Origin of the sequence: Pseudomonas oryzihabitans (genome assembly GCF_006384975.1) — a bacterium.
Lineage (GTDB): Bacteria > Pseudomonadota > Gammaproteobacteria > Pseudomonadales > Pseudomonadaceae > Chryseomonas > Chryseomonas psychrotolerans_B.
In genome coordinates, this window is record NZ_CP021645.1 from 3,394,308 (window position 1) to 3,407,947 (window position 13,640).

The 13,640-nt window shown below is 66.6% G+C and carries 11 protein-coding genes; 10 read left to right on the forward strand and 1 reads right to left on the reverse strand.

The genetic code is table 11. The features are described 5' to 3' along the window. The first annotated feature begins 102 nt into the window (after positions 1-102). The 9 genes from CCZ28_RS15270 to CCZ28_RS15310 all read left to right on the forward strand — a co-directional run bounded on the left by CCZ28_RS15270 (position 103) and on the right by CCZ28_RS15310 (position 11,359). Complete coding sequence (locus tag CCZ28_RS15270; protein WP_140219295.1) at positions 103-3,279, forward strand: efflux RND transporter permease subunit; 3,177 nt, start codon at positions 103-105, stop codon at positions 3,277-3,279. Further along, the gene (locus CCZ28_RS15275; protein ID WP_140219297.1) at positions 3,276-4,709 is read left to right on the forward strand and encodes an efflux transporter outer membrane subunit; all 1,434 of its coding nucleotides are present in this window, start codon (positions 3,276-3,278) and stop codon (positions 4,707-4,709) included. Before CCZ28_RS15270 ends, CCZ28_RS15275 begins: the two co-directional genes overlap by 4 nt. Before the next feature lie 430 nt (positions 4,710-5,139). Continuing rightward, positions 5,140-7,947 (forward strand): monovalent cation/H+ antiporter subunit A, encoded by a 2,808-nt coding sequence (locus CCZ28_RS15280; protein WP_140219300.1) that lies wholly within the window; start codon positions 5,140-5,142, stop codon positions 7,945-7,947. A 1-nt stretch (position 7,948) separates the two neighbouring features. After that, a complete protein-coding gene (locus CCZ28_RS15285) occupies positions 7,949-8,278 on the forward strand; it encodes a Na+/H+ antiporter subunit C (protein ID WP_027597400.1) in 330 nt (109 codons plus the stop codon). Further along, positions 8,275-9,774 carry a monovalent cation/H+ antiporter subunit D gene (locus tag CCZ28_RS15290; protein WP_140219302.1) on the forward strand — a complete coding sequence of 500 codons (1,500 nt, stop codon included), beginning with the start codon at positions 8,275-8,277 and terminating at the stop codon, positions 9,772-9,774. The genes CCZ28_RS15285 and CCZ28_RS15290 overlap by 4 nt, the downstream gene beginning before the upstream one ends. Next, on the forward strand, positions 9,771-10,268 hold the full coding sequence (locus CCZ28_RS15295; RefSeq protein WP_140219304.1) for a Na+/H+ antiporter subunit E: 498 nt from the start codon (positions 9,771-9,773) through the stop codon (positions 10,266-10,268). The genes CCZ28_RS15290 and CCZ28_RS15295 overlap by 4 nt, the downstream gene beginning before the upstream one ends. Then, positions 10,253-10,522, forward strand: a complete 270-nt coding sequence (locus tag CCZ28_RS15300; protein ID WP_140219306.1) for a K+/H+ antiporter subunit F — start codon at positions 10,253-10,255, stop codon at positions 10,520-10,522. Before CCZ28_RS15295 ends, CCZ28_RS15300 begins: the two co-directional genes overlap by 16 nt. Before the next feature lie 155 nt (positions 10,523-10,677). Further along, entirely contained in the window at positions 10,678-11,007 is a 330-nt protein-coding gene (locus CCZ28_RS15305) for a Na+/H+ antiporter subunit G (protein ID WP_140219308.1), read from the forward strand. A 91-nt stretch (positions 11,008-11,098) separates the two neighbouring features. Next, a complete protein-coding gene (locus CCZ28_RS15310) occupies positions 11,099-11,359 on the forward strand; it encodes a putative hemolysin (protein ID WP_140219310.1) in 261 nt (86 codons plus the stop codon). 4 nt (positions 11,360-11,363) lie between these two features. Here CCZ28_RS15310 and CCZ28_RS15315 read toward each other — a convergent pair whose 3' ends face one another. Next, positions 11,364-12,941 carry an ABC transporter substrate-binding protein gene (locus CCZ28_RS15315; RefSeq protein WP_140219312.1) on the reverse strand — a complete coding sequence of 526 codons (1,578 nt, stop codon included), beginning with the start codon at positions 12,939-12,941 and terminating at the stop codon, positions 11,364-11,366. A gap of 456 nt (positions 12,942-13,397) precedes the next feature. Between CCZ28_RS15315 and rpmB the strand changes: the two genes are divergently transcribed. Continuing rightward, positions 13,398-13,634, forward strand: coding sequence for a 50S ribosomal protein L28 (gene rpmB, locus CCZ28_RS15320; RefSeq protein WP_007159903.1), 237 nt, complete (start codon positions 13,398-13,400; stop codon positions 13,632-13,634). The last annotated feature ends 6 nt before the right edge of the window (positions 13,635-13,640 follow it).

A 13,640-nucleotide genomic window follows, 5' to 3' on the forward strand; every position in this document is an offset into this window, starting at 1 on the left:
CTCATCGCGGCCATGGGCCGCTCCTACAGGCACGGACATCACCGTAGGAGCGGCACTTGGCGCGATGGACGCGACGGCCGCCTGTTGCCCAAGGAAAGCCCGATGAACTTCTCCCAGTTCTTCATCCGCCGGCCGATCTTCGCCGCCGTGCTCTCGCTGATCATCCTGATCGGCGGGGCCATCTCGCTGTTCCAGTTACCGATCAGCGAATACCCCGAGGTGGTACCGCCCACCGTGGTGGTACGCGCCACCTTCCCCGGCGCCAACCCCAAGGTGATCGGCGAGACCGTCGCCGCGCCCCTGGAGCAGGCCATGAACGGCGTGGAGCACATGCTCTATCTATCGTCCCAGTCCACCGCCGACGGCAAGCTGACGCTGACCATCACCTTCGCCCTGGGCACCAACCTGGATACCGCCCAGGTGCAGGTGCAGAACCGCGTCACCCGCACCCTGCCCAAACTGCCGGAAGAGGTGCAGCGCCTCGGCGTGACCGCCGACAAGGCCTCGCCGGACCTGGCGATGGTGGTGCACCTGACCTCGCCGGACCAGCGCTACGACATGCTCTACCTGTCCAACTACGCCCTGATCAACGTCAAGGACGAGCTGGCACGACTGGACGGCGTGGGCGACGTCCAGCTGTTCGGCATGGGCGACTATTCCCTGCGCGTCTGGCTCGATCCGGACAAGGTGGCCTCGCGCGGCCTGACCGCCAGCGACGTGGTCGCCGCCATCCGCGAGCAGAACCGCCAGGTCGCGGCCGGTGCCCTGGGCGCGCCGCCGACACCGGGCAGCACCAGCTTCCAGTTGGCCATCAACACCCAGGGGCGCCTGGTGGATGAGGAAGAATTCGCCAACATCATCGTGCGCGCCGGCAGCGACGGCCAGATCACCCGGCTGCGCGACATCGCCCGCATCGAACTGGGCTCCAACCAGTACGCGCTGAGATCTCTGCTGAACAACCAGCCGGCGGTGGCCATCCCGATCTTCCAGCGCCCCGGCAGCAATGCCATCGACCTGTCCAACCAGGTGCGCGCCAAGATGGCCGAGCTCAAGCAGAGCTTCCCCCAGGGCATGGACTACGAGATCGTCTACGACCCGACCATCTTCGTGCGCGGCTCCATCGAAGCCGTGGTGCACACCCTGTTCGAAGCCATCATCCTGGTGGTGCTGGTGGTGATCCTGTTCCTGCAGACCTGGCGCGCCTCCATCATTCCCCTGGCGGCGGTGCCGGTGTCGCTGATCGGCACCTTCGCGGTGATGCACGCCTTCGGCTTCTCGCTCAATGCGCTGTCGCTGTTCGGCCTGGTGCTGGCCATCGGCATCGTGGTGGACGACGCCATCGTGGTGGTGGAAAACGTCGAGCGGAATATCGGTCTCGGCCTCGACCCGGTGGCGGCCACCCGGCGCGCCATGGGCGAGGTGACCGGCCCGATCATCGCCACCGCCCTGGTGCTCTGCGCGGTGTTCGTTCCCACCGCCTTCATCTCCGGCCTCACCGGGCAGTTCTACCGGCAATTCGCCCTGACCATCGCCATCTCCACGGTGATCTCGGCCTTCAACTCCCTGACCCTGTCGCCGGCCCTGGCCGCCGTGCTGCTCAAGGGCCACGATGCGCCCAAGGACCGCTTCTCGCGGCTGCTCGACCGCTTGTTCGGCGGCTGGTTGTTCGCCCCCTTCAACCGTTTCTTCGACAAGGCCAGCCATGGCTACGTCGGCACCGTGCGCCGCGTGCTGCGCGGCGGTTCCATCGTGCTGGTGCTCTATGTGGTGCTGCTCGGCCTGACCGGCCTGGGTCTGATCAAGACGCCCACCGGCTTCGTACCGCCGCAGGACAAGCAGTACCTGGTGGCCTTCGCCCAGTTGCCCGACGCCGCCACCCTGGATCGCAGCGAGGACGTCATCCGCCGCATGTCGGCCATCGCCCTCAAGCACCCCGGCGTGGAAAGCACCGTGGCCTTCCCCGGCCTGTCCATCAACGGCTTCACCAACAGCCCCAACAGCGGCATCGTCTTCGTGACCCTGAAGCCCTTCGAGGAGCGCCGCGATGCCTCGCTGTCGGCCGGTGCCATCGCCGCCCAGCTCAATGGTGAATTCGCGTCCATCCAGGAATCCATCATCGCCATCTTCCCGCCGCCGCCGGTACAGGGGCTGGGCAGCATCGGCGGCTTCCGCCTGCAGGTGGAGGACCGCGGCAACCTGGGCTACGAGGAACTCTACACCCAGACCCAGAGCGTGCTGGCCAAGGCGCGGCAGTTGCCGGAGCTGGCGCCGGAGTCGCTGTTCACCAGCTACCAGGTCAACGTGCCGCAGATCGATGCCCACATCGACCGCGAGAAGGCCAAGACCCACGGGGTGCCCATCGACGCCATCTTCGACACCCTGCAGGCCTACCTGGGCTCGACCTACGCCAACGACTTCAATCGCTTCGGCCGCACCTTCCAGGTCAACGTCCAGGCCGACCAGCGCTTCCGCCTGGAGCCCGAGCAGATCGGCCAGCTCAAGGTGCGCAACGACCGCGGCGAGATGGTGCCCCTGTCCACCTTCGTCAAGATCAGCGACACCGCCGGCCCCGACCGGGTGATGCACTACAACGGCTTCCTCACCGCCGAGATCAACGGCGCGCCAGCACCGGGCTACAGCTCCGGCCAGGCCCAGGCGGCCATCGAGCGGCTGCTCAAGCAGGAGCTGCCCAACGGCATGACCTTCGAATGGACCGAGCTGACCTACCAGCAGATCCTCTCCGGCAATACCGCCCTGCTGGTGTTCCCGCTCTGCGTGCTGCTGGCCTTCCTGGTGCTGGCCGCCCAGTACGAGAGCTGGAGCCTGCCGCTGGCGGTGATCCTGATCGTGCCCATGACCCTACTCTCGGCCATCACCGGGGTGATCCTGGCCGGCAGCGACAACAACATCTTCACCCAGATCGGCCTGATCGTGCTGGTGGGCCTGGCGTGCAAGAACGCCATCCTCATCGTCGAGTTCGCCAAGGACCAGCAGGCCACCGGCAAGGACCGCGTCGCCGCGGTGCTGGAGGCCTGCCGCCTGCGGCTGCGGCCCATCCTGATGACCAGCTTCGCCTTCATCATGGGCGTGGTACCCCTGGTGACCTCCACCGGCGCCGGCGCCGAGATGCGCCACGCCATGGGCGTCGCGGTGTTCTCCGGGATGCTCGGGGTGACCTTCTTCGGCCTGCTGCTCACACCGCTGTTCTATACCCTGGTGCGCGCCTTCGTGGAGCGTCGCCAGGCCCGTTCCGCCATCGCCCGGGAGGCCCAGGCATGAAGGTCTTCGCTCCCCTGCTGCTGGCGCTGGCGGTTTCCGCCTGCGCCGTCGGCCCGCACTACCAGGCGCTGCAGCCGGCGCCCGCCCAGCTCAAGGCCAGCCAGCAGCCCAGCGTCTATGACCAGGGCCGCTTCGAGGCCCTCTGGTGGCGCCAGTTCGAGGACCCGACCCTCAACGCCCTGGTCGCCAGCAGCCTGGACGGCAACCGCGAATTGCGCGCCGCCTTCGCCCGGCTGCGCGCCGCCCGTGCCCTGCGCGACGACGACGCCAACGACCTCTATCCGACGGTCACCAGCCGCGCCAGCAGCCAGCTCGGCAAGGCCCAGCAACCCGGTTTCACCGAGGAACGGGTCAACAGCGACCGCTACGACCTGGGCCTGGACATGGCCTGGGAAATCGATCTGTTCGGTCGGGTCCGCCATGCCCTGGAAGCCAGCGACGCCCGCGCCGAAGCGGCGGCCTCCGACCTCGCCGCCCTGCAGGTCAGCCTGATCGCGGAATTGGTGGACGCCTATGGCGACCTGCGCGGCGCCCAGCTGCGCGAACGCATCGCCCGCGACAACCTGGGCAACCAGCGCGAGGCCCGCCGGCTGACCGTGACCCTGAGGGACGAAGGCATGGGCAGCGACCTGGACGTGCAACGCAGCGAAGCACGCCTGGCCGCCACCGAGGCCAGCCTGCCGGAGTTCCAGGCCCAGGCCACCCGCGCGCGCAATCGCATCGCCACCCTGCTCGGCGAGCGGCCGGATGCCCTGAGCGTGGATCTCTCGCCCAAGGCCCTACCGGCCATCGCCAAGCGCCTGCCCATCGGCGATCCCGGCGAATTGCTGCGCCGCCGCCCGGACGTGGCCGCCGCCGAGCGCCGCCTGGCCGCCGCCACCGCCGACGTGGGCGTGGCCACGGCCGATCTCTTCCCGCGGGTCAGCCTCTCGGGCTTTCTCGGCTTCACCGCCGGGCGCGGCTCGCAGATCGGCAGCAGCGCCGCCCGCGCCTGGGCCCTCGGACCGAGTATCAGTTGGCCGGCCTTCGACCTGGGCAGCGTCCGCGCCCGCTTGCGCGGCGCCCGCGCCGGCTCCAATGAAGCCCTGGCCAACTACGAGCAGCAGGTACTGACCGCCCTGGAAGAGAGCGCCAACGCCTTCAGCGACTACGGGCGCCGCCAGGAACGCCTGCAGGCCCTGATCCGCCAGTCGGTGGCCAGCCGCGCCGCCGCCGACCAGGCCGAGATCCGCTATCGCGAAGGCGGCACCGACTTCCTGGTGCTGCTCGACGCCCAGCGCGAGCGCCTGGCCGCCGAGGACCAGCAGGCCCAGGGCGAGATCGAGCTCTATCGCGGCATCGTTGCCCTCTACAAGGCCCTGGGTGGCGGCTGGGATGTCCCGCCCGCCCGTCTCGCCCAGGCCACCGCTTCCCCCGCGCCGGCGCTCTGACCGCTGGCGCTTACCCCCGGCACGCGTTTCGTGCTCCTTTGGCGTGTCGGGTTTTTTTCTTCCCCCTGCATCCGGCGGCCCGCCCAGGGCACGCCGGGTGTGTCTCTCCTGCGGACGTGAGCAAAAGCCCGTTCCAGAGGTCTCATTCAGGCCTGGCAGACATCCAACCCAGGCATGCACCCGGGTCAGGGCCACATGCGCCCTGTTTCCTAATATTTTGTAAGGGAGACAGGTCTAGGAATTCGCGGTCTGTCTTTTATTATCACCGAAGGTTATTAAACCGCCGGTTCTTGTATAAAACCTTGAGATAGGTCTGCCTCCCCGTCGCCGTTCCGGCGATCTTCGGGCGGGCAGGCGCACCGCCGCACGAGGCATCGAGGAAGCCCAGTCGACCACACCGCCACGAGGCGGCTAGCTACAGGATGCAGGCATGGTATTGGCGCTGATCATCGCGTTGCCTTTCATGGGCACCCTCCTTTCGCTGCTGGCCGGGCGCCGCAGCCGATCGGCCTGTGCCCTGGCGACCGCGTTGGCGCCCGCCGTGGCCCTGGCCCTGTTGCTCACGCAGCTGCCAGCCGTGCTGGAGGGCGCCGTGCTGCTGCACCGGGTCGACTGGCTGCCGGCGCTGGGCCTGAATCTCAGCCTGCGCCTGGACGGCCTGGGGCTGATGTTCGTCCTGATGATCCTGGTCATCGGCCTCTTGGTGATCCTCTATGCCGCCTATTACCTGGGCAAGGACGAGCCGGTCGGGCGCTTCTTCGCCTACCTGCTGCTGTTCATGGGCGCCATGCTGGGCATGGTGCTGGCGGAAAACCTGCTGCTGCTGATGGTGTTCTGGGAGCTGACCAGCCTGGCGTCCTTCCTGCTGATCGGTTTCTGGAGCCACAGCAAGGAAGCGCGCCAGGGCGCGCGCATGGCGCTGACCGTCACTGGCGGTGGCGGCCTGGCGCTGCTCGCCGGCATCCTCTTGATCGGCCATATCGTCGGCAGCTTCGAACTCAGCGACGTCCTGGCCGCCGGCCCGCTGATCACCGGCCACGCCCTCTATCCGCTGGCGCTGATCCTGGTGCTGTTGGGCGTCTTCACCAAGTCCGCGCAATTCCCCTTCCACTTCTGGCTGCCCCAGGCCATGGCCGCGCCGACGCCGGTGTCGGCCTATCTGCACTCGGCGACCATGGTCAAGGCCGGGGTCTTCCTTCTGGCGCGCCTTTATCCGGCGCTGGCCGATTCGGACTGGTGGTTCTACATCGTCACCCTCACCGGCCTCGCCACCCTGGTGGTGGGCGCCGTCCTGGCGCTGTTCCAGCACGACCTCAAGGGGCTGCTGGCCTATTCCACCATCAGCCACCTGGGCCTGATCACCCTGCTGTTCGGCCTCGACACCCAGCTGTCCACCGTGGCGGCGGTGTTCCACATCCTCAACCACGCCACCTTCAAGGCCTCGCTGTTCATGGCCGCCGGGATCATCGACCACGAGACCGGCAGCCGCGACATGCGCCGCCTCGCCGGTCTCTGGCGCTACATGCCGCACACCGCGGTGCTGGCCATGGTCGCCGCCGCGGCCATGGGCGGGGTGCCCTTGCTCAACGGCTTCCTGAGCAAGGAGATGTTCTTCAACGAGACCCTCAACCACGGCCTGTTCGGTAGCTTCAGCTGGATAGTGCCGGCGCTGGCGGTGCTCTACGGGGTCTTCTCGGTGGCCTATTCGCTGCGCTTCATCCACGACGTCTTCTTCAACGGCGAACCGCGCGACCTGCCCCACTATCCGCCCCACGAGCCGCCGCGCTACATGAAGATCCCGGTGGAGATCCTGGTGCTGCTCTGCCTGCTGGTCGGCATAGTGCCCGGCTACACCGTGGCGCCGCTGTTGGCCGCTGGTGCCAGCGCCGCCCTGGGCGGCAGCCTGCCCGAGTACAGCCTGGCCATCTGGCACGGCTTCAACACCGCCCTGATGATGAGCATCCTGGCCATGGTGGGTGGCGTGGTGGTCTACGCCTGCCGCCAGCCGCTGTTCCGCTGGCAGGCGGGCCTGCCGGACGTGGATGCCCGCCTGGTCTTCGAGCACGCCCTCAACCGCCTGATCGGCTTCGCACGAGGTGTCACCCAGCGCCTGGAGAGCGGTTCGCTGCAGCGCTACATCGCCCTGATGCTGCTGGCCACCCTGGTGCTGCTGGTGACGGCGCTGTCCGGCCTGGATGTCCTCGGCGGCGAGGTCGCGCTCTCCCCCGTCGATCCGCTCACCGCCCTGGGCCTGGGTATCCTCATGCTGACCGCGGTGCTGACGGTGGTCTTCCATCGCAACCGCCTCAAAGCGCTGATGACCCTGAGCACCGTGGGCCTGATCGTGTCTCTGCTGTTCGCCCGCTATTCCGCGCCGGACCTGGCGCTGACCCAGCTGTCGGTGGAGGTGGTGACCATCATCCTGCTGGTGCTGGCGCTGTTCTTCATGCCCGATCGCACCCCCATCGAATCCAGCAGCCTGCGTGGCCTGCGCGATGTGCTGCTGGCCGGCGGCCTGGGGCTGATGGTGGCGCTGCTGGCCTATGCCGTGCTGACCCGCCCCTACACGGGCATCGGCGACTTCTTCCTGGCCAACTCGGTGTCCGGTGGCGGTGGCTACAACGTGGTCAACGTCATCCTGGTGGACTTCCGCGGCTTCGACACCCTGGGCGAGATCACCGTGCTGGCCATCGCCGCCGCCGGTGTCTACGGCCTGCTCAAGCACCTGCACCTGCCGCACCCGCTGGTCGATCCCAAGGGCACGCCCTGGTCCCGCGACAGCCATCCGATGATCCTCAACAACGTGGCCCGGGTACTGCTGCCGCTGGCGCTGCTGGTCTCGGCCTTCGTCTTCGTACGCGGCCACAACCTGCCCGGTGGTGGCTTCATCGCCGGCCTGATCACCGCCATCGCCCTGATCCTGCAGTACGTCGCCCATGGCGTGACCTGGACCCAGCGCCGCCTGCCCGTCAGCTACCACACCCTGGCCGGACTCGGCGTGCTGATCGCCGCCCTTACCGGGCTGGGTTCCCTGGCGTTCGGCCGACCCTTCCTCACCACCGCCTTCGACTACTTCGCCATTCCGCTGATCGGCAAGACCGAATTGGCCACCGCCCTGATCTTCGATCTGGGCGTCTACCTCGCCGTCGTCGGCGCCACCCTCCTGATCCTCTCCAACCTCGGCCACGTCAGCCGGGACGAGACGGACAAGGACGGTTCCAGCCAGGAGGTGCTCTAACATGGAAATCCTGTTCTGCACGGCCCTTGGCGTGCTCACCGCCAGCGGCGTCTATCTGCTGCTGCGGGCCCGGCTCTATCCGGTGGTGCTCGGCCTCACCCTGCTCTCCTATGCGGTCAACCTCTTCCTCTTCGCCATGGGCCGGCTGCGTACCGGGGTGCCCGCGGTGATCGGCCAGGCCGCCGAGCAGGCCGATCCGGTGCCCCAGGCGCTGGTGCTCACCGCCATCGTCATCGGCTTCGCCATGACCGCCTTCGTGGTCGCTCTGTCGTTACGCGCCCTGGGCGAGTTGCGCACCGATCACGTGGACGGCGAGGAACCGCGCCGATGAAGCACCTGATCATCCTGCCGATCCTCATTCCGCTGTTCATGGGCGCCTTCCTGCTGATGCGCCCGCGGCTATCGGCGCCCACCGCGCGGCGGCTGTCGCTGCTCGCCACCTGGACGCTGCTGCCGCTGGCCGTGGTGCTCCTGCAGCGGGCCAGCAGCGGTAGCCTGGAGGTCTATGCCCTCGGCGACTGGCCGGCCCCCTTCGGCATCGTCCTGCTGCTGGATCGCCTGGCCGCCCTGATGCTGTTCACCGTGGCGGTGCTGGCCGGCTGCGCGGCGCTCTATGCCTGCCGCGGCGACGACGAACGCGGCCCGGATTTCCATGCGCTGTTCCAGTTCCAGTTGCTGGGCATCAATGGCGCCTTCCTCACCGGCGATCTGTTCAACCTCTTCGTCTTCTTCGAAATCCTGCTGATCGCCTCCTACGCCCTGCTGGTGCACGGTGCTGGTCCGGCCCGGGTGCGTGCCGGTTTGCACTACGTGGTGCTCAACCTGGTGGGCTCGGCGCTGTTCCTGATCGGCATCGGCCTGCTCTACGGCCTGCTCGGCACCCTCAATATGGCGGACCTGGGCCTGCGGGTGGCCAACGCCGGTCCGGCGCAGGCCCCGCTGCTGGCCGCGGCAGGCTTCCTGCTGTTGGTGGTGTTCGGCCTCAAGGGCGCCATCCTGCCGCTGTACTTCTGGCTGCCCGGCGCCTATTCCGCCGCCAGCGCCCCGGTCGCGGCGCTGTTCGCCATCATGACCAAGGTCGGCCTCTACGCCATCGTCCGCGTCTTTTTGCTGGTCTTCGGCAGCACCGCCGGCCCCCTGGCGGGCTTCGTGCTGCCCTGGCTCTGGCCACTGGCGGCGGTCACCCTGGCCGCGGGCGTATTCGGCGCCCTCGCCGCGCACCATCTCAAGGCCCTGCTCGGCTACCTGGTGGTGATCTCGGTGGGCATGCTGCTCAGCGGCGTCGCCCTGGGCAGCGTCGCGGGTCTGGCCGCCGCGCTGTTCTACCTGGTGCACAGCACCTGGATCGCTGGTGCCCTGTTCCTGCTGGCGGACCTTGTCGCCCAGCAGCGCGGTCCCCAGGGCGATACCCTGAACAGCGGTCCGCAGCTGGCCAATCCACGTCTGCTCGGCGGGCTGTTCTTCCTCGGCGCGGTATCCGTCGCCGGGCTGCCACCCTTCCCCGGCTTTCTCGGCAAGGTGATGCTCTTGCAGGCTACCGGTACCGCCTGGCCGGCGCTGATCATCTGGCCGGTGGTGCTGCTCGGCGGCCTCGGCATGCTCATCGCCCTGTCCCGCGCCGGCACCACCCTGTTCTGGCGCAGCAACAGCGCCGCCCTGAGCGTGCGTCTCGACCCCGTCCAGCTCGCCGCCACCCTTGGCCTGCTGGCGGGCAGTCCGCTGCTGGTCGCCGCCGCGGCGCCACTGCACGGCTATGTGCTGGACACCGCCCGGCAGTTGCTGGACGTGGCGCCCTACTTCGACATCGTCCGGGGGGTCGGTCCATGAAGCGCTGGCTGCCGCACCCGCTGCTCACCCTATTGCTGACCCTGACCTGGCTGCTGCTCAACAACACCCTGAGCCTCGGGCAACTGCTGCTGGGCCTGCTGCTCGGCTGGGGCATCCCGCTGCTCTGCCAGGACTTCCTGCTCCCTGCTCCGCGCCTGCGCCGCCCAGGCCTGCTGCTGCGCTACGCGCTGATGGTGCTGTACGACATCATCGTCGCCAACCTGCACGTCGCCCGCCTGGTGCTGGGGCCTACCCAGGATCTCAAGCCGGCCTTCATCGAGGTGCCCATCGACATCGAGGACGAATTCCTCCTCACCCTGCTGGCCTGCGTGGTCTCCCTCACTCCCGGCACCGTCTCCTCCGGCCTCAGCGCCGATCGCAAGACCCTGCTGCTGCATGGCCTGGACGTCGCCGACAAGGCGCAGGTGATCCGCCAGGTCAAGACCCGCTATGAAACCCCGCTCAAGGAGATCTTCGAATGCTCACCTACGTGACGCTGCTGTGTATGGGCATGATGGGCGTGGCCGCCGTGCTCAACGTCTATCGCCTGGTGAAGGGCCCGGACATCCCGGATCGGGTGCTGGCCCTGGATACCCTCTACATCAACGTCCTGGCGCTGATCGTGCTGTTCGGCATCTGGCTGGCCACCGCCGTCTTTTTCGAGGCGGCGCTGCTCATCGCCGTGACCGGCTTCGTCGGCACCGTGGCGCTGGGCAAGCATATGCTCCACGGCGAAATCATCGACTGAGAACCTATCCCTGATCAGCTGCGCGTCGGCCAAGCTGCGTTGAAAAGACTTTCGGAATGCTCATTTACCATTCGTAAACTCCGCTTCCTCAAGTCCTTTCGCCTTGCTTGGCTCTAGCTCGCAAGATCATGAACAGCTTCTAGAGAGGAACACCCATGCCCTTCTGGCTCGAACTCCTGATCTGCGCCCTGCTGCTCATCGGCAGCAGCTTCGCCCTCATCGGCGCCATCGGCCTCTACCGGCTGCCGGACTTCTTCATGCGCCTGCATGGCCCGACCAAGGCCACCACCCTGGGCGTGGGCAGCACCATCATCGCCTCCATGCTGTTCTTCAGCGTCCAGGGCGACGGCCTCAGCCTGCACGAGTTGCTGATCGCCCTGTTCCTCTTCATCACCGCGCCGGTGAGCGCCCACATGATGGCCCGAGCCGCGCTCCAGCAGAAGGTCAAGCTGGTGGAACGCACCGATGGGCGCCCATGGCAGTGAGGCGTCACTACCCGCTGAATCCGGCACTGGCTGGCAGGGTGCGAATGCTCTAGGGTAGGGGTTACAACCCTCTCGGAGTGTGTATTCCACCATGCGTAACTGCATTTCTTACCTGGCTACCAGCGTCCTCTTGACCAGCCTGCTCTCGACCCTCGGCTGTAGCAGCAATAGCCGTGACGTGCGACCAGAGCACAACGCCCAGCTCGCCAATCCGGCGTCCGAGTACTGCATCAGCCAAGGTGGCCGCCTGGAAAACCGCAAGGACGCCAGCGGTAACGAGTACAGCCTGTGTCGCTTCGCCGATGGCCGTGAGATCGAGGAGTGGGCGCTGTACCGCCGCGCCCACCCCTGAGAGGCTAGCGGCCGCCACTGACCTGGCTGAAATCCTGGCGACCGAAGGGATTGGGCTGGTAACCCTGCACATTGCTCTTGGCGAGCACCGTGACTGTCGGGTGCGCCAACGGTAGCCACAACGCCTGATCGTGGATGATGCGTTGCGCCTGGTGGTAGACGGTGGCCCGGGCCATCTGGTCGGACAGGGTCTTGCCCTTGGCGATGGCGCCGTCGAGGGTCTTGTCGCAATAGCGGGCGAAGTTGAGGCCCGACTGCACCGAGGCGCAGGAGAATTGCGGCGTCAGGTAGTTGTCCGGATCACCGTTGTCGCCGGCCCAGCCCATGAACAGCAGGTCATGCTCGCCAGCCTTGGCTCGGCGGATCAGTTCGCCCCACTCGATCACCTGGATCTGGGCATCGATGCCGATCTTCTTCAGGTCCGCCTGCAGCATCTGGGCGCCCAGTTGCGGATTGGGATTGAGCAGGCTGCCGCTGGGGCGAGTCCAGATGGTGGTCTTGAAGCCGTCCTTGAAACCGGCCTGGGCCAGCAGCGCCTTGGCCTTGGCCGGATCGTAGGGATAGGCCGGCACGTCCTTGGCGTAACCCCAGGTAGTGGGCGGATAGACATTGTCCGCCGCCACCGCCGTGTCCTGGAACACCGCCTTGAGATAGCTCTGCTTGTCGAACGCCAGATTGATGGCCTGGCGCACCTTGATGTTGTCCAGTGGCGGGTGCGTGGTATTGAGGGCGACGAAGGCGGTCATGAAGGCTGGCGTCTGCAGCACCTGCAGACTCTTGTCCTCCCGGGCGCTCTGCAAGTCCTGCGGCTTGGGCGACAGGGCGATCTGGCACTCGCCACGCTTGAGCCGCTGCAGGCGCACCGCCGAGTCCGGGGTGATGGCATAGATCAGACCATCCACCTTGGGCTTGCCGCCGAAGTAATCCGGATTGGCGGCATAGCGCACCGAGGCGTCCTTCTGGTAACGCTTGAACACGAAGGGCCCGGTCCCTATGGGTTCGTCGTTGAGCTGGTCGGTCTTGCCGGCCTTGAGCAACTGGTTGGCGTACTCGGCGGAATAGATGGAAGCGAAGCCCATGCTCAGGGTCGGCAAGAAGGTGGAATCCGGCGTGTTGAGCACGATGCGCACGCCCAGGTCTCCGGTCTTCTCCACGCTCTTGATCAGCTTGGGCCACTGCATCGACTGGGCATGGGGATAGCCGCTCTTGGCCACCGCATGCCAAGGATTGTTCTTGTCCAGCATGCGCTGGAAGCTGAACACCACGTCGTCGGCGTTCAGGGTGCGGCTGGGGGTGAAGTAGTCGGTCTGGTGAAACTTCACATCCGGGCGCAGGGTGAAGTCATAGGTCAGGCCGTCGCTGGAGATCGTCCAGCTCTGCGCCAGGCTCGGCACCAGCTTGCCTTCGCTGGCGTCATAGTCCACCAGACGGTTCATCAGCACGTCGGCCGAGGCGTTGGTGGTGGTCAGGGAGTTGTACTGCACCACGTCGAATCCATCCGGGCTGGCTTCGGTGCAGACACTGAGCGTGGCGGCCTGGGCCAGCAGGGGCGCGAAGAGCAGGGGCAAGGCGGCGAAACGCATGGACGATTCCTTGTATACCTGGATTGTATAGACGACGGGTCGGCCGGATGCCCCGGCCGCAGAGACGTCGCCCGCGGCTGTCGGAGGGTAGCCAGAGTACGCGGAGACTGGATACCCCAGGCTTCCACGCACCCTGCACGCCCGTCCGGCGAACGCACAGCCGCAGTGTTTATTGCTCTAAACTAGACCACCCGCCTGCCCGTCACAATGCTTCCGACCGACGAACGGTGGAGCTTGTGGCTGGCGCCGCAGGTGTCGCTGTCCCAGGGGATTTCTATCCGTCGCCGCACCTTGTTATCCCGCGACGCTTCTGGTATAAAACAGCGCTCTTTTTTCGGGGTACCGCCGCCTCAGGCTCCGGCTTCGCTGGCACACTCCCCGTCAAAACAGGAATCAATACAGTTACAAGCGGCCAACCCATGCCGGGTTTGGCATGAGGTTTATGAGGGCTGAGCCATGTCGAGAGTTTGCCAAGTAACCGGTAAGGGTCCGATTACTGGGAACAACGTTTCCCACGCTAACAACAAAACCCGTCGTCGTTTCCTGCCGAACCTGCAGCACCACCGTTTCTGGGTAGAATCCGAGAAGCGTTTCGTGCGTCTGCGCGTTTCTGCCAAGGGCATGCGTATCATCGACAAGCGTGGTATCGAAACCGTGCTGTCCGAGCTGCGTAGCCGCGGCGAAAAATTCTAAGGGGAT